The following is a 23,110-nucleotide window of genomic DNA, read 5'->3' on the forward strand; positions in this document are numbered from 1 at the left end:
CATGAGTGATCCGGCACGCAGACAGCTTCTCCGCCTCGGCGCCCTCGCGGCCGCCGCCGTCCCCCTGGCGCACGCCACCGGCGCGGCCGCGGCCGGCCGGGGACGCCCGCACTTCCCCGACGCCTGGTTCCCCGTCACCGACCACGGGGCCGTCGGTGACGGCGCGACCGACTGCACGGCCGCGATCCGTGCGGCGGTCCGGGCCTGCCACGCCGCCGGCGGCGGGCATGTGCTGATCCCCGCCGGCCGCTGGGCCACCGGTCCGATTCACCTGCTCAGCGGTGTGGACCTGCACGTCGCCGAGGGCGCGACCGTGCTGTTCAGCACCGACCCGGCCGCCTACCTGCCGGTCGTGCGGACCCGGTGGCAGGGCATCGAGGTCCTGAACTACTCCCCCCTGATCTACGCCTACGGCCGGCACGACATCGCGGTCACCGGCCGCGGGGTGCTCGACGGGCGCGGCGACAACGCGCACTGGTGGCCGTGGAAGGGTTCCGGACAGTACGGCTGGAAGCCCGGTATGCCGCACGAGCGCACGGACTGGGCAACCCTGGAAGAGTGGGGCGCGCGGGGCGTTCCGGTGACCGAGCGCGTCCTGGGCGGCGGGCACTTCCTGCGTCCCAGCTTCATCCAGCCCTACGCCTGCCGGAACGTCCTGATCGAGGGCGTCACGCTGCGCAACTCCCCGTTCTGGAACATCCATCCGGTGCTGAGCCGGAGCATCACCGTGCGTAACGTGCGAATCGAGTGCGAGGGCCCCAACAGCGACGGCTGCGACCCCGACTCGTGCGAGAACGTCACCGTCGAGCGCGTCACCTTCGCCACCCACGACGACTGCATCGCCATCAAGTCCGGCCGCGACGAGGACGGCCGACGGGTCGGCGTGCCCTCCCGGCACATCCGCATCCAGGACTGCGTGTACCTCAGCGGCGGAGCCGCGGTGGCCATCGGCAGCGAGATGAGCGGCGGTGTCTCGGACGTGGTCGCCCGGCGGCTGTACCTGCCGGCCGACCCGGACCTGGGCGAGGCATCCGTGGCCTCGGTCCTCAACGTCAAGTCCACCCCCACCCGGGGCGGTTACGTGCGGGACGTCCGCGTCACGGACGTCGACGCGCCGGCCTGGACGTACGTGCCCTTCGAGGTGACCTTCCAGTACGCCGGCGGGACGGGCGGGGAGCAGCCGGCCGAGGTGTCCGGTCTCTCGGCGGAGCGCTGGTCGGTTGGCGGCCGCTGCGAGTATCCGGTGCGCATCCGTGCGCTGCCCGACGCACCGGTCAGCGGTGTCCGCCTCGACCGGCTCACGTTCCAGGAGGCCGCGCAGGACATGCTGCTCCAGTCCGTCGGGGACCTGTCGGTGCACCGCGTGACGGTCAACGGCCGATCCGTGGGAGGTGCCGCATGACGAAGGCCCGTCCAGCCCGTGCCGTCGTGGTGGGCACCGGTTCCCGCGCCCAGTTGTTCACCACCGCCCTGGCCGGGCGCCGGCGCTTTCGGGTGGTGGCCCTGTGCGACCCGAACCCGGCGCGGATCGCCCATCACCAGTGGCTGCTCGCTCAGGCGGGCGAACCGCAGGCCGCGGCCTGGCGTCCCGGTGACTTCGAGCGGCGGCTTCGCACCGAAGGCATCGACGAGGTCGTGGTCACCACGGTGGACGCACTGCACGACGCGTACATCGTGCCGGCGCTTCAGGCCGGATGCCGGGTGGTCACGGAGAAGCCGATGACGACCGACGCGGCCCGCTGCCGCACCATCCTGCGCACGGTCGAGGCCACCGGCGGCGACCTCGCCGTCGCCTTCAACTACCGCTACAACCCGGTGCACACGCGCGTGCGCGAACTGCTGGCCGAGGGTGCGGTCGGCGAGATCCTCTCGGTGCACTTCGAGTGGCTCCTCGACGTGCGGCACGGTGCGGACTACTTCCGGCGCTGGCACCGCGAGAAGCAGTCCAGCGGCGGGCTGATGGTGCACAAGTCGAGTCACCACTTCGACCTGGTCAACTGGTGGCTGCGAGCCCGGCCGCGGGAGGTGTTCGGGTACGGACGGCTGGGCTTCTACGGCCGCGACGCGGGCGAACGCCACGGCAACCGCCGCGACTACGAGCGCGCGCACGGTGCCACCGAGGCCGTCGGCGACCCGTTCGCGCTGCGGCTCGCCGAGAACGACGCCCTGCGCTCCCTCTACCTCGACGCCGAGCAGCACGACGGCTACCTGCGGGACCGCAACGTCTTCGGTGACGGCATCACCATCGAGGACGACATGGCCGTCCTCGTCCGCTACGACACCGGCGCCACCATGACGTACCACCTGACCGCCTACTCCCCGTGGGAGGGATACCGGGTGATGTTCAACGGTACCCGCGGGCGCCTGGAGTTGGAGGTCGAGGAGAGCCGCTGGCAGCCGGCGCGCCTGCGCTCCGTCTCCGGCAAGGGGGCCATCCACGGCGACAAGGCGATGGCGAACGCCGGCGGCCCGCGGATCCTGGTACGCCCGCTGTGGCAGGAGCCGTACGACGTCCCGCTGCCCGGCTACGACCACGCGGGCCACGGCGGCGGCGACGAGCGCATGCTGCGGGCGCTCTACGGTCCCGCCGACCCCGGGCTCCGCGAGGGCACGGAATTCACGGTCGCCCCGGCCACCGCGCGCGACGGTGCGCTGGCTCTGGTCACGGGCCTCGCCGCCAACGAGTCGTTCACCACCGGCGCCCCCGTGGCCACGGACTCCCTGGTGCCGCTCGGGCCCTGACCGACCGCCACCGGTGAACGCACGGACAAGGCGCTCCCGCACGGTGCCCCATGCGCAGGGGTACTGCTAGCCTGCTCGTGGCATCCCTCTGGTATGCCATGCATGCCGCACAACACAGACGGACAGGGGCCGATCAGCCTCGGGGCGGGAGCGAACATGCATACGGCGCAGGTGGACCACAAGCAAGCACTGTCGGGGGTCGTCGCGATCCCGGTGACCCCCTTCGACACCCGGAACCGGGTCGACAAGGCGGCATACCAGGGGGTGCTGCGCCGCATGCTGGACGAGGGTGTGCGGACCGTGACGCCGGGCGGGAACACCGGTGAGTTCTACAGTCTGGACGAGTCCGAGCGCCGACTCGTGGTGGAACTGACCGTCGCGGAAACCGCCGCGTCCGGCGTGTCCGCGCACATCGTGGCGGGGGTCGGCCACGACCTCGCGACCGCCGTACGCCAGGCCCGCCACGCCCGCGCGGCGGGCGCCCAACTGGTCATGGTGCACCAGCCGGTTCATCCCTACCTGTCCGACGAAGGCTGGGTGACCTATCACCGCTCGGTCGCCGAGGCCGTGCCGGAGCTGGGCGTGGTGCCCTATGTCCGCGATCCGCTGCTCCCCGCCCGGTCGCTCGGGCGCCTCGGCGAACTGTGCCCCAACGTGGTCGGGGTGAAGTACGCGGTGCCCGATGCCGCACGCTTCGCCGCCGTGGCCCGCGACGCCGGACTCGAGCGGTTCGTCTGGGTCGCGGGCCTGGCCGAGCTGTACGCGCCTGCCTACTGGGCGATGGGCGCGACCGGTTTCACCTCCGGTCTGGTGAACGTCGCACCGCGCCTGTCCCTGGAGCTGCTCACGGCCCTGCGGGACGGGAACACCGGCGCGGCCATGACGCTGTGGGAGCGGATCCGCCCCTTCGAGGAGCTGCGTGCGCAGCGCCGGTCCGCGGACAACGTCGCCGTCGTGAAGGAGGCGCTGGCCCAGCTCGGTCACTGCCGCAGCAACGTGCGTCCACCGTCCCACCCGCTCGACGAGGCGCGCCGACAGCAGGTGCGGGACGCCGTCGCCGACTGGAAGGTGTCGTAAGGGTGCCGACGATCAGTGACATCACCGCGTTCAGCGTGCCGCCCCGCTGGGTCATGGTCCGGATCACCACTGACACGGGGGTGACCGGTTGGGGCGAGGCGCTCCTGTCCAAGCGGCGGCGGGCCGTCCTCGGCGCCGTCGCGGACCTCGCCGACACCGTCGTCGGGGCGCCGGCCGGTCGGATCGAGGAGCTGTGGCACCGGATGCGGCGGGGCGCCTTCTTCCGCGGCGGACCGGTGCTGGCCACCGCCGCCGCGGCGATCGAGCAGGCACTGTGGGACATCAAGGGGCGCACGCTCGGCGTACCCGTGCACGAACTGCTCGGCGGTCCGGTGCGCGACCGCACCCGGGTGTACGCCTGGATCGGCGGCGACCGGCCCGGCGACGTGGTCGCCGGGGCCCGCGCCCGGGTCGCTCAGGGATTCACCGCGGTGAAGATGAACGCCACCGCCGAACTGGACCACATCGCGGGCGCGGCGGAGGTGGACGCGGTCGTCGCCCGGGTCGCGGCACTACGCGAGGAGTTCGGCACCGGGCTGGACATCGCGCTGGACTTCCACGGCCGGGTGCACCGGTCGATGGTGCGCCCGCTGCTGCGGGAGCTGGAGCAGTTCCGGCTGCTGTGGGTCGAGGAACCACTGTCGCCGGGCCACGAGGACCTCTTGCCCGAAGTTGCCCTCGCGGCCGGCGCGACCCGGATCGCCACCGGCGAACGCCTCACTTCACGCTGGGACTTCCGTAGCCTGCTCCAGCGCGGCGGGGTCGACATCATCCAGCCCGACGTGTCCGTCACCGGCCTCGGCGAACTGGCGAAGATCTGCCACCTCGCCGAGACCTACGACGTCGCCGTCGTCCCGCACTGCCCCAACGGGCCCGTCTCGCTGGCCGCCTCGCTGCAGGTGGCCGCCGTCTGTCTGAACGTGCCGCTGCACGAGCAGAGCCTCGGCCGGCACTACAACACCGGCTACGAGGGGCTGCCCCGGGGCGAGATGGCCGATTACCTGGTGGATTCCGCCCCGCTCGTTCCCGCGGACGGGACCCTCGCGGTGCCGGCCGGGCAGGGCATCGGTATCGAGGTCGACGAGGCGGCCGTACGCGCCGGGCACACCGAGTGGCGGCACCCCGATGCGCAGTGGCGCCATCCCGACGGGCGGATCGCGGAGTGGTGACGACGCCTTGACGCCGGGCCCAGCGTAGCTCTTCCCGGAACAGGCCACCCACCAGCCCCTCTCAACTCATCACTTGTATGATACGTTACGACTCGTCGGGGCGCGGTACGACGTCTCCTGGGGGCCGCACGAAGAGGCGGAGCAGATGAAGAGCCAGGTGATCGCGCGCTCGACGACGCCACTGTCGCGGACCTGGCCCAGATCCCCGGCCGGGTCCATCCGATCACTCGCCCACGACGACCTCGTGGCGTTCCACGAGCGGGGGCGACAGTCCGACCGGGAAGGACGGATCCTGCAGTGAGAACGCGAAGGGCCCTGATCGTCCGCGGCGGACAGGAGGGACACGACCCGGTCGGCTGCACCGAGGTGTTCAGGCCCTGGCTGGAACGGGCGGGGTTCGAGGTCTCGGTCAGCGAGGACCTGGCGGTCTACGACGACTCCGAACTGCTCGCCGCCACCGACCTCGTCGTGCACTCCTGGTCCGGAGGCGAGCTGAGCCCACGTCAGGAGGTCAACCTTGTCGCGGCCGTGAAGGCGGGCACGGGCTTCGCCGGGTGGCACGGGGGCGTCATCGGGACGAACGTCCGCAACGCCGACTACCTGCGGATGGTCGGGGGCCGGTCGCTGTGGCACCGGGAGGGTTTCCAGGAGTTCACCGTACGCATCGTCGCCATGCCTGACCGGGACGGGGTGATCACCAAGGGCATCGAGGACTACGACGTCGTCACCGAGCACTACTGGGTACTGACGGACGCCTACAACTCGGTCCTGGCCACGTCCGTGCTCGTGCCCGAAACCGCCGACGCGTGGGACGTCCCGGTCGAGTTCCCCGTGGTGTGGACGCGCCGCTGGGGCGCTGGACGGATCTTCGTGTGCACCCTGGGCCACCGCGTCGCGGACCTCGAGGTGCCGCAGACGGCAACGATGGTCGACCGGGGGCTCAAGTGGGCGGCGCGCACATGAAGTACGCGCAGTCGACGGGGGTACCCATGCGCAGCACGGGGTTGTCGGCCGCCATCTGTTGCTCGGTCCGTTCGGCCGCCTCCTGATCCGGTACGCGGCGGGCCCCGTTTGGCGTAGGGCCGCGCGCGCGACCGGTGTGCTCGTCATTGGATGGTGCTCATGGCCGCAGCAGGGCGCGGGCCCGCCGAGCGGTGACCCTGATGCCGACCGGGGAAGGGGTACGAGGTGATGGCACTGCTCCGGCGGACCGATGTTCTGCACCGGGTCCGGCGGGCGCACGGCGCGGAGTGCCGGTGATGGGCTCGGAGAGAGCTCTCGACGTGCGGCTCTTCGACGAGACGGTGGCGGCGATCGCCTTGTTCGAGGGCTCTGAGCACCGGTTGGTCTACCAGAACGACGCATGTGCCAGGCTGCTCGGAGCCCGGCCGGTCGGACTGCCCGCGAGGGAGGCGTTCCCCGAGGCGGACGCGGAGGAGTTCCTGACCGTGCTGGACGAGGTGGTGGCCACCGGGCGCCCCTGCCGGCTTCCCGAAGCACGCGAGCCCGACGCGGGCGCCCCGGAACAGGCCCGGTACTTCGTGTACTCCTGTACGCCCGTCACGATGGCCGAAGGTCGCGGCGCGATGGTCGTCGCGCTGGACACCACGGCCGAGACGATGGCACTCGAACGCTACGAGGCGGTGGTGACGGCCGTCTCGCAGATGGTGTGGGTGCTGCGTGCGGACGGATCCGCGCAGGAGCTGGTCCCCGGCTGGCAGCAGCTCACCGGGAGCCCGTGGCACGATCGGATGGACGAGCGGTGGGGTGCCTACATCCATCCCCGTGACCGGGCTCGCCTCGGGCGGGAGTGGCGTGCCGCCCTCGCCCAGGAACCCCCGGGGCTGTTCGAGACCACGTTCCGGGTGAGGGCCGCCGACGGCTCGTACCGTCATGTGTCGACCCGGTGTGTGCCCATCCTGCGCAACGGCCGCGCCGAGGAATGGATCGCCGCGACCGACGACGTGGAGGACACCTGGAGCGCCTCACTGCGCGAACGTCTCCTCGCAGAGATCGCACAAGTGTCCGGTGAGGGTCTGGATGATTCCTTCGCCGCAGTGGTGAAGGCGATCGTTCCGGAGCTCGCCGACGCCTGCGTGATCATGCTTCTGGACAACGAGGAGTGGCCCCTGCCCGAGCACGTGGCCGTCACGGCCAGACGGGCCGCCTCCTCCACCCGCCACGGCCTGCCGGCCGGTCCCCCGCTGCGGGATCAAACGGTCGTCATCAGCGACACGGTCCGGGACGTACTGGCGAGCCGCACCCCCCGCACCCTCCGTATGCCGGCGGGCGAAGGAGTGCCACCGGGCATCGTCCCGGCGGTCACCGAGCAATGGCTCAGGAGCGCAGACGCCACCAGCGTGACCCTGTACCCGCTGGTGGCCGAGGACATCGTTCTCGGCTATGCCGCCACCAGCGCGAACGGGGACGCCCCCGCTCCCGGTCCCGCCGACACCAAACTCATGCAGAGGATCTTCCGTTCCTCGGAACGCCCCATCCGCAAGTCCCTCGACCTGCAGCGGGCACGCCGCACCGCTCTGCGCCTCCAGCACGCTCATCTCACCAGCCCGCCGGACGTTCCCGGTGCGAGCCTGGCCGCCTGCTACGAACCGGCCAGCTCCGCGAACGAGATCGGCGGCGACTGGTACGACGCCGTCATCCACGCCGACGGCACTCTCGTGCTCGACATCGGAGACGTCTCCGGACACGACCTCACCGCCGCCACCGCCATGGGACAGCTGCGCAGCATGCTCAGGGGACTCGCCTGGAACAACGGCCCGGAGTGCATGCCCTCGGCCGTCCTGGCCATGCTCGAGGACGCGGCAGAAGGGCTCGACATCGCCTCCTTCACGACCGCCGTCCACGCCCGCCTGCAACGTGGCCCCGCCGGCGCCTGGCACATGACCTGGTCCAACGCCGGACATCCGCCGCCGCTGCTCGTCCCCGCCCGGGCCGATCCCTACTTCCTCACCGGCGCACACGTGGACCCCCCACTGTGCGTCGCCCCGGTCCTCCCCCGAACCAGCCACCACCACACCATCGCCCCCGGAGACACGCTCCTGCTCTACACCGACGGCCTCATCGAAACCCCCACCGCATCACTCGACGAGGGCCAGGACAGACTTCTGACCGCGGCCGCGCACCAACGCGGCAGTCCGCTGTCCGATCTTCTCGATTCCCTGCAGCGCAGCCTCTCCGACAATCGCGACGACATCGCTCTGATCGCCTTCCGGGCCGATCCACCGAGCTCGGAGACGGAAGATGCGCCGCACACCCCACGGCGCACCGCGCCTCCGCGGGGATAGACCCGGCTCCCCGCGTAGCGACTCCCGCATCTCGCGGGTGTGTCTCCCAGGTCTTGGGGCGGCCGCCCGTTTCGATGAGCGCATGACCCCCGATCGGCTCGTGTACCGCGTCAAACGGCGACTCCTCGGGCAGCCGCTCACCACCGAACGTGTCAGCGAGGAAAAGCTGAGCAACCGGACGGCGCTCGGTGTGCTCGCGTCCGACTGCATCAGTTCGTCGGCCTACGGCTCGGAGGAGATGCTCCGAGTCCTCGTTCCGGTCGTCGGAGCTGCCGCCTTCACACTGGTCATGCCGGTCACCGGCGCGCTCCTGCTGGTCGACTACGTCGTCACCGTCGCCGTCCAGACGTCGGCCGGCACCAACGCGCTGATCTCGCTCGCCCATCTGGCGGGCAACGGCTGGACGGGGCTCGACCACCTCCAGCTGCCGGTCTCCGTGGGCCTGGTGTTCCTCGTCGCGGCGGTGCGCGCACTGCCGGGCGAGCTGCCGCACGCCGACCTGACCGCTCCCGGCGACGGCTGGCTGTACGGCGCCTCCCTCTTCATCGTGCTGCGGTCCTTCGCCAACGGCGGCTCCTCCCTCACCGGACTCGAAGCGATCTCGAACGGCATCTCCGCCTTCCGTGAACCCCAGGGCCGCAACGCCCGGCACACCCTGATCGCCATGAGCTGCGTGCTCGCCGTCCTGGTGCTGGGCGTCTCCACCCTCGCGCACTTCACCCACGCCGTGCCCTACACCGACGGAACCCCCACCGTCATCGCACAGGAGGCGAGGCTCGCCTTCGGAGACGGAACAGCGGGTACGGCCGGTCTGGTCTTCGTCCAGCTGGCGACCGCCCTGGTCCTCTACACCGGTGCCAACACCCCCTTCACCGGCTTCCCGTTCCTGGCCAGCTTCGTCGCGCAGGACCGGTTCCTGCCACGGCTGCTCACCCGGCGCGGGCACCGGCTGGCCTTCTCCAACGGCATCGTCACGCTCTCCGCCCTGTCGCTGGCGCTGCTGCTCGTCACGGGCGCCAGCGTGGACAAACTGGTGGCCCTCTACGCGATCGGCGTGTACACGGCCTTCACCATGGCGGGGGCCGGTCTCACCGCCTACCACCTGCGCAGACGAGAACCACTGCACAGGGTGAAGATCACGGTCAACGCGCTCGCGGCGGCCGTCTCCGCCGCCGTCGTGCTGATCTTCGCCGCCACGAAGTTCACCGAAGGCGCCTGGCTGGTCGTCGTGGTCTTCCCGCTCGGGGTGTGGGGGCTGATCCGGATCAACCGCCAACGTCATCATCACCCCGCACGCCGCCTACTACTCCGAGGAAGCCATCGGCATCGTCCGCACCATCGCGGTGGAGGAGGCCGTAAGGGTCCTGACGGGGGAGCCTGCGCGGTACCCCGTCAACGAGCTGAGCGCGGGCGGGTGACCTCGTGTCCCACGTGTTCGCGGCCGGTACGGGTGATCGGCGTCGGCGCCCTCGACGCGCACCGGGTGCTCGGTGCTCCCGGCACGGGCGGATTCGGGACCGGTCGCGCGCACCGCACCCCGGGCAGCGGCGTGTGCGGCACGCTGCCCGGGGGCGTTCGTCGGCCGACCGGTCAGGGACGGCTCACTGGGTGTCCCCGTCGGGCAGCGGGTACGGGAAGTCGGCGGTCACGCCGATCTTGTCGTACTCCATCTTCGACTTGTCGTACCCGTCCTCCCAGTTGGCGTTCTCGACGTCGTTGCACTGGTAGCTCTGGTACGACTGGTCGGTGGTCTTGCCGACCTCGATGTCCTCGAAGGTGAAGCCGCAGCCACCGGCGTCCATGTGGATGCCCCGGGTGCCGCTGTCGGGCATCGACTCGTCCGGGATCACGTCGCCGATGACCATCTGGCGGACGTGGTTGTCCATCGGGTACGGCTCGACGTTGTTGACGCCGTAGGTGTAGAAGGCGCCCATGTCGCCGCTGTCCAGGCCGGCTTCGTCGATGCGCAGGTACTCGAAGGTGTTGTTGCGGGCGTAGTTGTCCTTGAGGGCCACCTCGGGGCGCACCTCGAGGCTGATGCCGTAGCGGGCGCTGTGCTTGACGTGGCTGTGGCTGACGGTGTTGTTCCCGGTGTTCATCAGCTCGATGCCGGAGGCGTCGCCGGGGTTCAGCTCACCGTAGTGGGTGATGTAGTTGTTGGTCAGCAGGTGGCCGTTGGAGGTGTTTCCCTCGCCCGGGTAGGGGCCCTCGACCTTGATGCCGTCGGCGCCGATGTTCTCCAGCAGGCTGTCGCGGACCGTCAGGTGGTCGTTGGCGGCCAGCGCGTAGACGGCGTGGTAGCCGGTGTCGGAGATCTTCAGCCGGGACAGGGTGACGTCCTTGCTGTTGGTGAGGGTGACGGCGCCGAAGCGGTTGCGCGGCATCTCGATCTGCCGGTCGTACTCCGGGTACTTGTGCACCTCGCCGGAGTCGCCGTCGCTGATCCAGCCGTTGCGGTACCAGTCGACGAAGTCGCTGTACTGCAGGGCGAGTCCGTCCAGGGTGATGCCCTCCACGCGCCGGTCGGGGTCGGCGCCGGACAGGTCGAACAGGGTCTTGACCGTGGGGCGCAGCACGGTGACGTCGTCGATGTCGCCGCGCGGCTTGTAGTACAGCTGGCCCTTCTTGAAGTCCAGGTAGTACTCGCCCGCCTGGTCCAGGAAGTCGAGCGAGTTCTGCAGGAAGTAGCGCGAGCCGCCGCCGGAGTTGTTGAGCGCGTAGCGGGTCCAGTACTTGAGCGTCATCTGGTTCTTGGCGGGGTTCCAGTCCCGGATCGGGACCGTGTCGGTGAACCAGCTCCAGCTGCCGCCGGACCAGACCACCGCCTGGGCGTTGCTGAGGTCCCAGCTCGCCTCCCAGTCACCGGGGTTGGAGTACAGCCACTGGTGGACGGCCTCCTTCTCCGGTTCCGGCAGGGTGGAGGTGAGGTACGGGGCCCATTCGTCGTCGGACTTGCGGTTGGGGTAGCGGGCGGTGGTGGCGCGGGTGCCGTCCTCGAAGAGGGTGTAGAAGGGGCTGTCCGTGCCGACGTCGGCGCGGTAGATGCCGTCCTTGTACTCCTCCCAGCCGGTCACCGGCTGGGCGCCCGTCACGCGGGCCTTGCCGGGACCGTCGTAGGAGCGGTAGACGACCTGGTGGCCGCCGCTGCCCGAGTCGCGGTCGTCGAGCTCGACGGTGCGGCTCAGCGGGTAGTCGCCGGCACGCAGGTTGACGTGGATGTCGCAGCGCATCCTGCCGGGTCGGTTCAGGCCCTTGTCGCGGATGTGGTCGCGGGCCTTCTCGATGGTCTTGAACGGCTTGCTCTTGGTCCCCTTGGCCTTGTCGCTGCCGTCGGGGGACACGAACAGCTCGGTGGCCTTGCAGCCGGCGGCCTGGGCGCTCGCGTCGGGCGGGTCCAGGGTCGCGCCGCCGACCAGCAGGGCGCCGGCCGCGAGCAGCAGGGGCAGTCGTCTGGTCCTTCGTCGTACTGGTCGTACCTGTGTAGTGGGCACGAGGTCTCCTTGGCGCGTGGGGTGCGTGATGTCGTGGTCCGGATCCCTGTGGTCCGGCCGGTGGGTTCCGTGCCGTCACGGGCGCTGATGGCGCGCGGGCTCGTGTTCCTGGTCCGGGGGCGTCGGCGTCGTCCAGCGGCTCGCGTCGGCCGCCGACGGGCCCGAAGCCCGCAGGAGGCGGGACCCGCCCCTGGGTTGCTCGCTCGGGCGGAACACTCGCACGGCATCGCCGTACATGACTAGTGGGTCACTGATCGAGCAACGATAGTTAATATGTTCATGCCGTGGTGTCGTCAATACACAGGGCTGAACCTGAAATTGATGATGCGATGGACGACGAACGCGCGCCCCCTGAGTCATAAGTCGACGCATTCCAGGAAGCGTGGCGCCATGACCGATACCGGCCTGCCGGCATTTCCCCAGCTCGGCGCGGACGAGCGGGCGGCCCTGACGGACCTCGCCCGGCGGCTCACCTGCCCGACCGGTCCGGGGCCGCCACCGGTCCCGGACGGTGAAGCGAGCGGGCCGTCACCTCAGTCCGCCCCGCCCATCCGTCGTACGACTCCCTTGATGAGCGCGGCGAGCGCCGCCACCCGCTCGGGTGTGGCCTGGGACTTGAGCAGCGAGGAGCTGACGGCGAAGGGCCGGCCGCCGGTCGGCAGTCCGGGCACGGCCGCCGCGACGCAGACGATGCCCTCGACGGTCTCCTGGTCGTCGACGGCGTGACCGACCGAGCGTGTGTCGCGCACGGCCGCGAGCAGGGCGTCGAGGGTCGTGATCGACCAGGGCGTGCGGGCCTCGAACGGCTCACGGTCCGCGAGCAGTTCACTCACCCCAGCCTCGTCCAGACCGGCCAGCATGGCCTTGCCCAGCGCCGTGCAGGTGACCGGGAGCCTCGCCCCCGCCCTGCTGGTGAGGCGCATCAGGACGGTGCCCTCGTGCACCGCCAGGTAGACGACGTCCGTGCCTTCCATAGTGGCCAGTTGGAGCGTCTCCTCGCGGTCGCCCAGGCGGCCCACCTGCTCCCGGAAAGCGCGTACCGGGTCGAGGGCGTCCAGGTAGGACTGGGCGAGCCCCAGCAGCCCCGGCCCGAGGGCGAAGCCGCCCTCCACGGCCCGGACGAGTCGCCGTTCGTGCAGGGCCGCGCAGATGTTGACGACGGAGGCGCGCGGTATGCCGCCCGCGGCGGCGGCCAGTTGGGCGGGCGACAGCGCGCGACCGCGGGCGTCCGCCAGCGCGTCGAGGATCGCGCCCGCCCGCAGCACGGCCGGCGCCGGTGCGGCACTGGCCCATACCGATCCGTCCCGAGTACTCATGGCGCCACACCCTAGTTGTCAGCCTGTTGACAGGTAAAGCAGTCCATTGACAACAAGCGGTGCCGTACACCGATACTGGGCCCACCAGCCCGGAGCGGCGGCGCCACGACGGCGCCGGTCACCGCGGACCCCCGCGCACGCCCCGGAATCGGCTCCCGCCCCGTCATGGCGACCACCACCTCCGTCCTCTCCGCCCCCGGCCGACCGGCCGGGGCAAGCGTGTGCGGCGCGGCGGACAACTCGGCCCGCCGGGGCCTCGACCAAGGAAAGCGGCACATGAAACTCGTACGGCTCGGAGACCCCGGGCGGGAACGCCCCGCCGTCATCGACGACCGGGGCGTCACCCGGGACCTCTCCTCGCTCACCTCCGACATCGACGGCGCCTTCCTCGCCGCGGACGGCATCGCCCGCACCCGGCGGGCGCTGGCCGAGGACGCGCTGCCGGTGCTGGCGGCCGAGGGGCTGCGCTTCGGGCCGCCCGTCGCCCGGCCCGGCGCGGTGGTCTGCGTCGGCCAGAACTACGCGGCGCACGCGGCGGAGTCCGGCAGCGAGCCGCCGTCGCGTCCGGTGATCTTCTTCAAGCCCCCCAACACGGTGGTCGGCCCGCACGACGACGTGGAGATCCCGCGCGGCTCCGCCAGGACGGACTGGGAGGTCGAACTCGCCGTCGTCATCGGCCGGACGGCGCGGTACCTGGACTCCCCCGAGCAGGCCCTGGACCACGTGGCCGGCTACGCGGTGTCCAACGACGTGTCCGAGCGCGACTTCCAGCTGGAGCACTCCGGCGGCCAGTGGTCCAAGGGCAAGTCCTGCGCCACGTTCAACCCGCTCGGCCCGTACCTGGTCCCGGCCGACGAGGTGCCCGACGTCCAGGGTCTGCGGCTGCGCTCCTTCGTCAACGGCGAGCCGCGGCAGGACTCCCGCACCGCGGACATGATCTTCTCCGTCGCGCAGATCGTGTACGACCTGAGCCAGTACCTGGTGCTGGATCCGGGGGACGTCATCAACACCGGCACACCGGAGGGTGTCGCCCTGTCCGGCCGCTTTCCCTACCTGAAGCCCGGTGACGCCATGGAGATCGAGATCGAAGGGCTGGGGCGTCAGCGCCAGGCACTTGTCGCCGCCGAGACCTCTTCTCAGTCATCACTTGTATGATACGTTACGACTCAATGAGGGCAGGGTTGCGGAACTGATTCCGTCACCCGCACGACGCCCGTTCCCCTGGCCCGACGGCACGCTCCCCCACCTCCCGCGCCTCTCGGTTCTTCCTGGCGCGGGACGGGTGGCCCGGCGGGCGGGACGGCGAGGAGAGCTCGAAGAGGGGGAGCAGTTGAAGATCACCGGATTCCGGAGCCTGACGACCGTGCACCGCTGGGGGCGTCCCGTCGGGGACGCGAACGGCTTCGTCGCCCAGGGCGTCACCGAGGTCCCGGTCCTGCTGGTCGAGACCGACGGCGGCCTCACCGGAGTCGGCCTCGGCGCGCACGGCGAGGCCCGGCGGGTCTTCCCCGCCCTCGACGGGCAGGATCCTCGCGCGGTCACCACGCTCTACGACCGGATGCTGGCCCACACCTTCAAGAGCGGCCACGCCGGCACCGCCTTCGGCACCATCGGCGCCTTCGACATGGCGCTGTGGGACCTCAAGGCGAAGATGGCCGGCGAACCGCTGTGGCGCACCCTCGGCGCGGCGGACCGCTTCGTGCCCGGCTACGCGTCCGGCCTCGATATCGCGCTGGACGAGGAGGAGTTGGTCCGGCTGTACTCCGACTGGGCCGCACGCGGCTTCACCGGGGCCAAGCTCAAGGGCGGCCTGGACACCGAACGGGACGTCGGCAGGCTGCGCGCGGTCGCCGAGGTGCTGCGCGCCAACACCCGCTCCCCCGCCCTGATGCTCGACGTCAACGAGTCCTGGGGCAGGCACCAGGCCGTACGGCTGCTAGCCCGGATAGAGGACCGTGTCGAACTCGCCTGGATCGAGGAACCGGTGCGCCGCTGGGACGCGAACGGCCACCGGGCCGTGGGCCGGGCCTCCCGCACCGCCGTCGCCAGCGGCGAGAACCTGACGGGCCTGGAGCAGTTCCGTCCCCTGCTGGCGGCCGACGCCCTCCAGGTCGTGCAGACCGCCGGCGTCTGGGGCATCACCCACTTCCTGCGGGTGGCCACCCTCGCCCACGGCCACGACCTCCCGGTCAGCCCGGTCGGCTACCACGCCAACCCCTTGGCGCACGCGGCCGCCGCCACCCCCAACCACCTGGTCACCGAGGTGCAGGACACCGGCAGCCCGGCCGGACTCACCGTGGACCAGGCGATCGAGGACGGCGGCATCGTCCTCGGTGACGCACCGGGGCTCGGCATCACGGTCGACGAGAACGCGCTCGCCGCCCCGGAGATGGACGCGGGCTGGGCCCGTCCCGACGGTCCGCACGTACGCCCCCGCGACGCCGGTCTGCGGCTCGTGCCCGAGTCCGGCCCGCCCGGTCGGGCCACCACCCGCTCCCCCGCGGGCACCGCCTCCGTCGCCGTGCCCGGCCCCGTCCACCGTCCCACGCGCACCGAGCGCACCAAGCGCACCGAAAGGGAGAGCACGCCGTGACGCGACCACGTGCCGTCTTCGCCATGAACCCCCGGCTGGTCCGCGCCGTCTTCGACGAGGATGCCCTGGCGCGGCTGCGCCGCGCGGCCGACATCGACACCGGACTGGTCCTCGGCGAACTGGACTCCCCCCGCTCCCGCGACGCGCTGGCCGGTGCCGAGATCCTGGTCGCGGGCTGGGACGCGCCCGTCGTACGGGCCGAGCACCTGCCCGGCACCGAGCGGCTGCGGGCCGTGGTGTACGCCGGCGGGGTCGCCGCGACCTGCCTGGAGGACCCGGCCGCCTTCGCCGCCCGCGGCGTGGTCGCGGCCAACGCCCGTGCCGCCAACTCGGGGCCGGTGGCGGAGTACACCCTCGCCATGATCCTGCTCGCCAACAAGCACGTCCTCACCGAGGAGCGCCGCTACCGCGCCTCGCGGACCCGCCCCGACCACTTCGGCGCGTACGCCGGAGGTGGCAACTACCGGCAGACGGTGGGCATCGTCGGCGCCTCCACCGTGGGCCGTGCGCTGCTCGCCCTGTTGCACCCCTTCGACCTGGACGTCCTCCTGTACGACCCCACGCTCACCGCTGAACAGGCTCGGGCCCTCGGCGCGCGCCTGGTGCCGCTCGACGAACTGATGGCGAGCAGCCGGGTGGTGTCTCTGCACCAGCCCCTGACTGCCGCGACCCGCGGCCAGATCGACGCCGGGCGGCTGGCCCTGATGCCGGACGGCGCAACCCTCGTCAACACCGCCCGCGGCGGGGTGGTCGACCAGGAGGCCCTGATCGCGGAGCTGCGCACCGGCCGTATCGACGCGGTCCTCGACGTGACCGACCCGGAGCCGCCCGAGCCCGGCAGCGAGCTGTGGACGCTGGACAACGTCGTACTGACGCCGCACCTGGCGGGTTCGCTCGGCGGGGAGCTGCACCGCCTCGGTGACGCCGTCGTCGACGAGGTGGAGCGGTTCGCGGCGGGCCGGCCCTTCGCCCACCCGGAGGACCTCGCAGCCTCCCCACGTACGAGGGTGCGGTGAGGCGGATGCGTACCCGTACCCTCACCCGCGGTCCGGAGCTTACCGAACTCGGCTTGGGCGCGGCCCAGTTGGGGAACCTTGCACGTGAGACCAGCGACACGGACGCCCAGGGTGCCGTCGACGCGGCCTGGGACAGTGGCGTGCGCTACTTCGACACCGCCCCGCACTACGGGCTCGGACTGTCGGAGCGCCGTCTCGGTGCCGCGCTCGCCGGGCGTCCGCGGGCCGAGTACACCGTGTCCACCAAGGTGGGCCGGCTGCTGGTGCCCAGCCCCCGAACCGCACACCGGCAGGACGACGGCGGCTTCGCGGTGCCCGCCACCCACCGGCGCGACTGGGACTTCTCCCGGGACGGCATCCTGCGCTCCCTGGAGGGCAGCCTGACCCGGCTCGGGCTCGACCACGTGGACGTCGTCTACCTGCACGACCCCGACGACCACTGGCACGAGGCGTCCACCACCGGCGTCGACACCCTCGTCGAACTGCGCGACCAGGGCGTGGTGAAGGCGGTGGGCGCGGGCATGAACCAGGCCGCGATGCTCGCCGAGTTCGTCCGCCGCTCGGACGTCGACGTGGTGATGGTGGCCGGGCGCCACACACTGCTCGACCAGTCCGCGCGGGACGAACTGCTGCCGCTCGCCCAGGAGCGCGGGGTCGGCGTCGTCGCCGCCGCCGTCTACAACTCCGGACTGCTCGCCGCCGACCGCCCGCCGTCCGACGCTACCTACGACTACCTGCCCGCCTCCGGCGAGCTGATCGCGCGGGCCGGCGCGCTCGCCGACGCCTGCGAGCGCCACGGCGTCACGCTGCCCGAGGCCGCGGTCGCCTACCCGCTGCGGCACCCGGCGGTCGTGTCGGTGGTGCTGGGCGCCCGTGACGCGCGGCAGTCCCGGACCAACGCGGAGCGGCTCGCGGCCCGCGTACCCGACGCGCTCTGGGCGGAGCTGGCGGACCTCGGCCTGGTCCCGGCGGACCCCGGCACACCGTCCACGCCGTCCGACCCCGGGGAGCGGTCATGACCGTCGTCGACGCCCACCTGCACGTGTGGGACCCCGAGGTGGCCGCCTACGACTGGCTGGGCCCCGCGATGTCACCCGTCGACCGCGCCATGCGCTTCCACGACGCCCGTCCGGGCCTGCGTACCGCCGGGGTCGACGCGGCCGTCCTCGTACAGGCGGCCGACAACGACGCGGACACCGACCTGATGCTGGCGACCGCCGCCGCGCACCCGGAGGTCGTCGGTGTCGTCGCCTGGGCCCCGCTGGACGACCCGGCACGGGCCAGGGCCCGTCTCACCGCGCTCCGCGGCGACCCGCACGTGGTGGGCGTACGCACCCTGCTCCACGAGCGGTCCGACCCGGACTGGATCCTCGGCCCCGACGCCGGTGCGGGCCTCGCGCTGCTCGCCGAGGCCGGTCTCCCCTTCGACTACTCGACCTCCTCGCCCGCCGCGCTGCGCCACCTGCCCGAACTGGCCGGCCGCCATCCGGGCCTGCGCCTGGTCGTCGACCACCTCGGCAAGCCGCCGGTCGGCGGCGGCCGCGAGGACCGGGCCGAGTGGCGCCGCCTGATCGCCGCCGCCGCGCTGCACCCTGGCGTGCACGCCAAGGTCTCCGGGCTCTACTCGGCCTCGGGCCCCCTCGACGCGTGGACCACCGCCGAGGTCCGGCCGTTCGTCGAGGACGCGCTGGAGCTGTTCGGACCCGAGCGGCTGATGTACGGCGGAGACTGGCCGGTCTCCCTGCTGGCCGGCGGCTATGCGCGCACCTGGGAGTCCGTGTGCGAACTCCTCGCCCCGCTGGCCCCCGACGAGCGCGCCGCCGTGCTCGGCGGCACCGCCGCCCGCTTCTACCGCCTCGACCCCGCCCTGCTGGACGCCGCGCACCGCGCGGCCGTGTGATCCGCTCCGGAAGGAACGCCAACGCCATGGAACACCACACCACGACGCCGGACACGGCCGCGCTGGCCGGCTGGTTGCACAGCTGGGTGACGGACGAAGGGGCGATCAACGGCTTCCACAACCACAGTGTGTGGGGCACCAACCCGGCCACCTTCCTGGACTTCACCAGCGGACACACCACGTTCGCCGGTCCGGCCGTCGGCGCCTGGGCCCAGGCCCTGGCGGCACGGCCGGACGAGCGGGGCCTCGCCCTGCTGCGCCGGCTGCTGCGATACCAGTGCTCCGAGGTGCAGCCCGACGGGCAGTACGCGCACATCGGCTTCCAGGTCGGCGAGTCGGCGACCAGCGGCCTCATCCACAACGCCGTCGGCAGCCTCGGCATGCTGCTGGCCGTGCGCCACGCCGGTCACCTGCTGCCGGCCGACGAGGTGGCCGCCGTACTGGCCGCGGTGCGACGCAACCTGGACGCCTGCGAGGTCTACGGCGGCGGACGCCCCGGCGAGGACGGCACCTGCAACCAGGAGTACGCCCGGGTCTGGGTCAAGCAGCTCTACACGGAGCTGAGCGACGACAAGACGTACGCCGACGAGATCCCCGAGGACCTGTCGGAGCTGGTCCGGCTCTTCCACCACCGGGGAGTGCCCGACGCGGACAGCGCCGGAACGTTCCGCACCGTGCGCGACCGCGCCGAGGGCGGCATCCTGGAGCCTGCCGAGTACTACGGGCTCATGATCGTGCCGCTGGTGCTCGGGTACCGCGCCCAGGGCGATCCGGAACTGCTCGACGAGGCACGGCGGTTGTGCCGGCACGTGGCCAGGTCGGCCTGGACGGACGAGACCGGCGCCACCCGCTACCACCGCTACTGGTACGTACGGGGCGAGCGCGCGCTGAAGACGGACACGCCGATGCTGATCGCGGGCATGGGCCTGACCCTGTACGGCATCCACGAGGTGCTGGCGGAGGGGCCGGACGCCGAGTTGGAGGCGTTCACCGAGGCCTGCCTCGCCACCTACGCCCGCTATCAGACACCGGCCGGCTACTTCGCCTCCGCGAGCGGTTGGCACAACGAGGCCGACATCGCGCCCAGCACCGCCTGGCACGCGCACGACCTGCTGTTCCTGATGGCCCGGTACGGCCCGGACGACGACTTCTGGGACCGGGTGACCGGGCCGCGCGAACGGCAGTCGGTGCTGGTCAGCGATCGCGCGTACTGGGCCGAGTCCGACGTCCACTGGTCCGTGCGCAGTCCGCTGACCGCGGGCGACCTGCATCTGTACGGCCGCAAGGACCGGGCCGTCTTCGCCCGGGAGTTCTTCGCCTGGACGGACCGCGAGCCGCTCCCGGAGGAGCTGCGCTACCCGGACGTCCCCGAGTTCTTCGTCGCCGACGACGGCATCTACCGCGTCGACCGCGGCGATACCCCCACCGACATCATGGCCGTCGGCCCCCTGCCCTACCGGGGGCGGCTGTGACAACCGAACGACACCGCCGGCTTTCCCCACCGAGGAAAAGAGAGATGACAATGACGTCAGCCAGAAGAGGGAGCAAGGCGCGCGGTGCCGCGCTTGCCGCCGTGGTTCCGCTGTTTCTCGTCGCGGCCTGCTCGTCGGGCTCCGGCTCGGCGGGGGGCGAGGACGGCGAGATCCGGATGATGGTGAATCTGACCGACAACCTCAACCAGGCGTACTGGGAGAAGCTGGTCAAGCCGTTCGAGGACGAGACCGGTCTGAAGGTGAAGATAGAGGGCCCTACCGGCAAGTCGGTCGCCGAGTCCTTCCCGCAGCAGCTGGCGGCCGGCACCGCGCCCGACGTCATCCAGTCGATCTTCCCGGACGACGACACGGCACCCGAGCTGATCGACCTGAGCGGCGAGGCCTGGGCCAAGGGCACGCCGATGTTCGACGAGTACGCCATGGGCGAGGCCCACTACGCGGTCGGCGTCGGCACCCAGACGCAGTCGCTGGTCTACTACAACAAGACCGCCTTCGAGAAGGCCGGGATCAGCAAGCCGCCCACCACCTGGGAGGAGCTGACCAAGGACCTGGGCGACCTGAAGAAGGCCGGGTACACGCCGATGCAGACGGCCGGCGACTTCCAGACCGGCCTCCAGCTCCAGCAGATCTACCACCCCACGCTGAACCAGCTGCACCCCGAGTGGCAGACCGCGGTCTCCGACGAGAAGCTCTCGGTCGGCGACGCCTACGAGCCCGCGTTCCAGTTGTACGCCGACTGGATCAAGGCGGGGTACATCAACAAGAGCGACGTCGGACTCAGCCCCTCCCAGGCGGACGGCAACTTCACCGCGGGCAAGGTGGGCCTGTACACCAACGGCAGCTGGTTCGCCGCCACCCTGAACAAGGCCGGCGACCTGCCCTTCGAGGTGGGCGTGTTCTCGCCGCCGGCCGCGGACGGCAAGGAGTACCCGGGGCCGCAGGGCGCCACCATGGCCAACCCCTACATGATCCGCAAGGGCATCGGCGACGAGGACGGCGCCAAGCAGCTGGTGGAGTACCTGGTCACCGACGCCAAGGCCATCGAGGCGCAGCTGGGTTCGGACGGGGTGTTCCGCAAGGGCTCCCAGCGCGAGCAGTCCGAGGTCGACGCACAGATCCAGGGCGTCCTGGACGCCGCTCCCGCACTGGTCGCCGTCGGCGAGGGCCAGGGCAACGTGCGGCTGCCCGTCACCGGATTCAACCCGAAGTTCACCGAGGTCGCGCAGAGCCTGTACACCGGAGCGGGCCCGGCGGACGCCGCCAAGAGCATCGACCAGTGGGTCGACGAGAACCGCTGACCATGGAACGGACAGCTGCTTCGAAGCCGCGGGGATGGCGCGACCTGGGCGCCCGCGTCAGCATGGTCGTCCCCGCGGTGCTCATCTACGCCGCCCTGCTGGTCGTACCGGTGATCTACGCGTTCTACTACAGCTTCACCGAGTACAACGGATTCCCGCACCGCGTCCCCGAGTTCGTCGGCCTGGACAACTACCGGTCCATATTCGAGTCCGACGACATGACCGGGACCATGGTGGTCACCGCGGTGGTGGCCGTGGTGGGCGCGGTCGCGGTCAACCTGGCCGCGCTGGGTCTCGCGCTGCTGCTGCAGCGCACCAACCGGTTCAACACCTTCGGCCGGGTCGTCATGTTCTATCCGCACGTGCTCAGCGCGCTGGTCGTGGGCTTCCTGTGGCAGGCCATCCTCGGCCCGCAGGGCGTGGTCAACACCATGCTGGAGAAGGTCGGCACCGACAGTCTGCCCTTCCTCAGCGACCCCGACTGGGCCCTGTGGTCGATGATCCTCGTCATCGTCTGGTCGCTCTTCGGCGTGCAGCTGATCCTCTACCTGGCGGGCCTGCAGGCGGTGCCGGCGGATCTGCTGGAGGCGGCCAGGATCGACGGTGCGAACAGGTGGCAGACCTTCCGTGCCGTCACCTGGCCCTCGCTGGCGTCCACCGTGACGGTCGCCGTCATCACCTCCGGCATCTCCCTGCTGAAGACGTACGACGTGGTGGTGTCCCTGACCGGCGGCGGCCCGGCGGGATCCACCAAGACCCTCGCCTACTCGATCCTCGCCGTCTCCTTCCCGCAACGGGACATCGGTGTCGCCTCGGCCCAGGCCGTGCTGCTGATCGTCGCCGCCGCGGTCCTGGCCATCACGGTCCTCGTGCTGCGCAGGCGCGCCGAGGACGACGCGGAGTCCATCGGATGAAGAAAACACTCACCTCGGCCGCCACCGTCCGGGTCGCGTTCATCTCCCTGGTGTCCCTCGGCATGCTCGTGCCGATGTACCTCCTGGTGGTCAACGCCTTCAAGAGCCAGCAGGAGATCCTCGCCAACCCGTTCTCCCCGGGCTTCGGCTCGGCGACCTTCCAGTACCTCGCGGACGCCTGGAACAACCCCGACTTCAGCATCCTGAAGGGCTACGGCGTCACCATCGCACTGGTGCTCTGCGTGAACGCCCTCGCCATGGCGGTGTGCGCGCCCGCGGCGTACGTCCTGGCCCGCACGCCGAAGCTGCTCTCGCGGCTGCTGCTGTTCTTCTTCATCGCGGGCATGTTCATCCCCACCCAGGTGATCCTGGTGCCGGTCATCTTCGTGCTGCGCACGATCGGGCTGATGGGGACGATGCCGGGGCTCATCCTGTTCATGACGGCCACCACCATCCCGTTCACGCTGTTCGTGTTCTTCGGCTACATCCGGGTGCTGCCCAGGTCGCTGGACGAGGCGGCGGCCATCGACGGGGCCGGGAGGTACTACACGCTGTGGCGGATCATCCTGCCGCTGATGCGGCCGATCATCGCCACGGTCTTCATCCTCAACTCGCTCAGCGTCTGGAACGACTTCGCGAGCCCGCAGATGATCCTCGGTCCCGGCAGCGGCGTCTACACCGTCACCACGGGTGTGTACGCGGCAGTCGGCCAGTACTCCACGGACTACACCAAGGTGTTCCCGACCCTGCTGCTCGCGGTGATCCCGATCCTGGTGATCTTCATCGTGATGCAGCG

Annotated in this window: 17 protein-coding genes and 1 pseudogene; 16 read left to right on the forward strand and 2 right to left on the reverse strand. The window is 71.1% G+C overall.

Translation table 11 applies throughout. From position 1 onward, the window contains the following. Position 1: 1 nt before the first annotated feature. The 7 genes from K7854_RS23335 to K7854_RS23365 all read left to right on the forward strand — a co-directional run bounded on the left by K7854_RS23335 (position 2) and on the right by K7854_RS23365 (position 10,073). The gene (locus tag K7854_RS23335) at positions 2 to 1,402 is read left to right on the forward strand and encodes a glycoside hydrolase family 28 protein (protein WP_226028504.1); all 1,401 of its coding nucleotides are present in this window, start codon (positions 2 to 4) and stop codon (positions 1,400 to 1,402) included. Next, complete coding sequence (locus K7854_RS23340; RefSeq protein ID WP_226028505.1) at positions 1,399 to 2,742, forward strand: Gfo/Idh/MocA family oxidoreductase; 1,344 nt, start codon at positions 1,399 to 1,401, stop codon at positions 2,740 to 2,742. Before K7854_RS23335 ends, K7854_RS23340 begins: the two co-directional genes overlap by 4 nt. Positions 2,743 to 2,898: 156 nt before the next feature. Next, positions 2,899 to 3,819: a dihydrodipicolinate synthase family protein gene (locus tag K7854_RS23345; RefSeq protein ID WP_226028506.1), complete on the forward strand. Its 921-nt coding sequence runs from the start codon at positions 2,899 to 2,901 to the stop codon at positions 3,817 to 3,819. 2 nt (positions 3,820 to 3,821) lie between these two features. Continuing rightward, positions 3,822 to 4,988: a galactonate dehydratase gene (gene dgoD / locus K7854_RS23350; protein WP_226028507.1), complete on the forward strand. Its 1,167-nt coding sequence runs from the start codon at positions 3,822 to 3,824 to the stop codon at positions 4,986 to 4,988. Positions 4,989 to 5,285: 297 nt separating this feature from the next. Further along, the gene (locus K7854_RS23355) at positions 5,286 to 5,951 is read left to right on the forward strand and encodes a ThuA domain-containing protein (protein WP_226028508.1); all 666 of its coding nucleotides are present in this window, start codon (positions 5,286 to 5,288) and stop codon (positions 5,949 to 5,951) included. Positions 5,952 to 6,247: 296 nt separating this feature from the next. Further along, positions 6,248 to 8,293: a SpoIIE family protein phosphatase gene (locus K7854_RS23360; protein ID WP_226028509.1), complete on the forward strand. Its 2,046-nt coding sequence runs from the start codon at positions 6,248 to 6,250 to the stop codon at positions 8,291 to 8,293. Positions 8,294 to 8,375: 82 nt separating this feature from the next. After that, the gene (locus K7854_RS23365; RefSeq protein ID WP_226028510.1) at positions 8,376 to 10,073 is read left to right on the forward strand and encodes an APC family permease; all 1,698 of its coding nucleotides are present in this window, start codon (positions 8,376 to 8,378) and stop codon (positions 10,071 to 10,073) included. Positions 10,074 to 10,284: 211 nt separating this feature from the next. On the opposite strand, the pseudogene K7854_RS37700 reads toward K7854_RS23365, so the two are convergent. Together K7854_RS37700 and K7854_RS23375 are read right to left on the reverse strand one after the other, a co-directional pair. Further along, a pseudogene (locus tag K7854_RS37700) lies at positions 10,285 to 11,523 on the reverse strand (right-handed parallel beta-helix repeat-containing protein); the annotation flags it as partial. A 794-nt stretch (positions 11,524 to 12,317) separates the two neighbouring features. Next, the gene (locus tag K7854_RS23375) at positions 12,318 to 13,100 is read right to left on the reverse strand and encodes an IclR family transcriptional regulator (RefSeq protein WP_226028511.1); all 783 of its coding nucleotides are present in this window, start codon (positions 13,098 to 13,100) and stop codon (positions 12,318 to 12,320) included. Between the two features lie 276 nt (positions 13,101 to 13,376). Here K7854_RS23375 and K7854_RS23380 point away from each other — a divergent pair, with 276 nt between their 5' ends. The 9 genes from K7854_RS23380 to K7854_RS23420 form a co-directional block, all read left to right on the forward strand. Continuing rightward, a complete protein-coding gene (locus tag K7854_RS23380; protein ID WP_226028521.1) occupies positions 13,377 to 14,255 on the forward strand; it encodes a fumarylacetoacetate hydrolase family protein in 879 nt (292 codons plus the stop codon). A gap of 175 nt (positions 14,256 to 14,430) precedes the next feature. Continuing rightward, positions 14,431 to 15,693: a mandelate racemase/muconate lactonizing enzyme family protein gene (locus K7854_RS23385; RefSeq protein WP_226028512.1), complete on the forward strand. Its 1,263-nt coding sequence runs from the start codon at positions 14,431 to 14,433 to the stop codon at positions 15,691 to 15,693. Then, positions 15,690 to 16,709 carry a hydroxyacid dehydrogenase gene (locus tag K7854_RS23390; RefSeq protein ID WP_226028513.1) on the forward strand — a complete coding sequence of 340 codons (1,020 nt, stop codon included), beginning with the start codon at positions 15,690 to 15,692 and terminating at the stop codon, positions 16,707 to 16,709. The genes K7854_RS23385 and K7854_RS23390 overlap by 4 nt, the downstream gene beginning before the upstream one ends. 5 nt (positions 16,710 to 16,714) lie before the next feature. Further along, positions 16,715 to 17,728 carry an aldo/keto reductase gene (locus K7854_RS23395; protein ID WP_226028514.1) on the forward strand — a complete coding sequence of 338 codons (1,014 nt, stop codon included), beginning with the start codon at positions 16,715 to 16,717 and terminating at the stop codon, positions 17,726 to 17,728. Then, the gene (locus K7854_RS23400) at positions 17,725 to 18,609 is read left to right on the forward strand and encodes an amidohydrolase family protein (RefSeq protein ID WP_226028515.1); all 885 of its coding nucleotides are present in this window, start codon (positions 17,725 to 17,727) and stop codon (positions 18,607 to 18,609) included. The genes K7854_RS23395 and K7854_RS23400 overlap by 4 nt, the downstream gene beginning before the upstream one ends. 26 nt (positions 18,610 to 18,635) lie before the next feature. Next, positions 18,636 to 20,081, forward strand: coding sequence for a hypothetical protein (locus K7854_RS23405; RefSeq protein WP_226028516.1), 1,446 nt, complete (start codon positions 18,636 to 18,638; stop codon positions 20,079 to 20,081). 44 nt (positions 20,082 to 20,125) lie between these two features. After that, positions 20,126 to 21,400 (forward strand): ABC transporter substrate-binding protein, encoded by a 1,275-nt coding sequence (locus K7854_RS23410; RefSeq protein ID WP_226028517.1) that lies wholly within the window; start codon positions 20,126 to 20,128, stop codon positions 21,398 to 21,400. A gap of 2 nt (positions 21,401 to 21,402) precedes the next feature. After that, positions 21,403 to 22,314: a carbohydrate ABC transporter permease gene (locus K7854_RS23415; RefSeq protein WP_189742903.1), complete on the forward strand. Its 912-nt coding sequence runs from the start codon at positions 21,403 to 21,405 to the stop codon at positions 22,312 to 22,314. Next, positions 22,311 to 23,110, forward strand: an 800-nt coding sequence (locus K7854_RS23420; RefSeq protein ID WP_226028518.1) for a carbohydrate ABC transporter permease, incomplete at its 3' end; no start/stop codon positions are given. The genes K7854_RS23415 and K7854_RS23420, both read left to right, overlap by 4 nt.

It is taken from the genome of Streptomyces hyderabadensis, assembly GCF_020404845.1.
Taxonomy (GTDB): domain Bacteria; phylum Actinomycetota; class Actinomycetes; order Streptomycetales; family Streptomycetaceae; genus Streptomyces; species Streptomyces hyderabadensis.

What these genes read in the sequence shown, in the direction of transcription:
- K7854_RS23335 (WP_226028504.1), top strand. Translation starts at nt 2, where the DNA reads ATGAGTGATCCGGCACGCAGACAGCTTCTCCGCCTCGGCGCCCTCGCG.
- K7854_RS23340 (WP_226028505.1), top strand. Translation starts at nt 1,399, where the DNA reads ATGACGAAGGCCCGTCCAGCCCGTGCCGTCGTGGTGGGCACCGGTTCC.
- K7854_RS23345 (WP_226028506.1), top strand. Translation starts at nt 2,899, where the DNA reads ATGCATACGGCGCAGGTGGACCACAAGCAAGCACTGTCGGGGGTCGTC.
- K7854_RS23360 (WP_226028509.1), top strand. Translation starts at nt 6,248, where the DNA reads ATGGGCTCGGAGAGAGCTCTCGACGTGCGGCTCTTCGACGAGACGGTG.
- K7854_RS23365 (WP_226028510.1), top strand. Translation starts at nt 8,376, where the DNA reads ATGACCCCCGATCGGCTCGTGTACCGCGTCAAACGGCGACTCCTCGGG.
- K7854_RS23375 (WP_226028511.1), bottom strand. Translation starts at nt 13,100, where the DNA reads ATGAGTACTCGGGACGGATCGGTATGGGCCAGTGCCGCACCGGCGCCG.
- K7854_RS23380 (WP_226028521.1), top strand. Translation starts at nt 13,377, where the DNA reads ATGAAACTCGTACGGCTCGGAGACCCCGGGCGGGAACGCCCCGCCGTC.
- K7854_RS23395 (WP_226028514.1), top strand. Translation starts at nt 16,715, where the DNA reads ATGCGTACCCGTACCCTCACCCGCGGTCCGGAGCTTACCGAACTCGGC.
- K7854_RS23400 (WP_226028515.1), top strand. Translation starts at nt 17,725, where the DNA reads ATGACCGTCGTCGACGCCCACCTGCACGTGTGGGACCCCGAGGTGGCC.
- K7854_RS23405 (WP_226028516.1), top strand. Translation starts at nt 18,636, where the DNA reads ATGGAACACCACACCACGACGCCGGACACGGCCGCGCTGGCCGGCTGG.
- K7854_RS23410 (WP_226028517.1), top strand. Translation starts at nt 20,126, where the DNA reads ATGACAATGACGTCAGCCAGAAGAGGGAGCAAGGCGCGCGGTGCCGCG.
- K7854_RS23415 (WP_189742903.1), top strand. Translation starts at nt 21,403, where the DNA reads ATGGAACGGACAGCTGCTTCGAAGCCGCGGGGATGGCGCGACCTGGGC.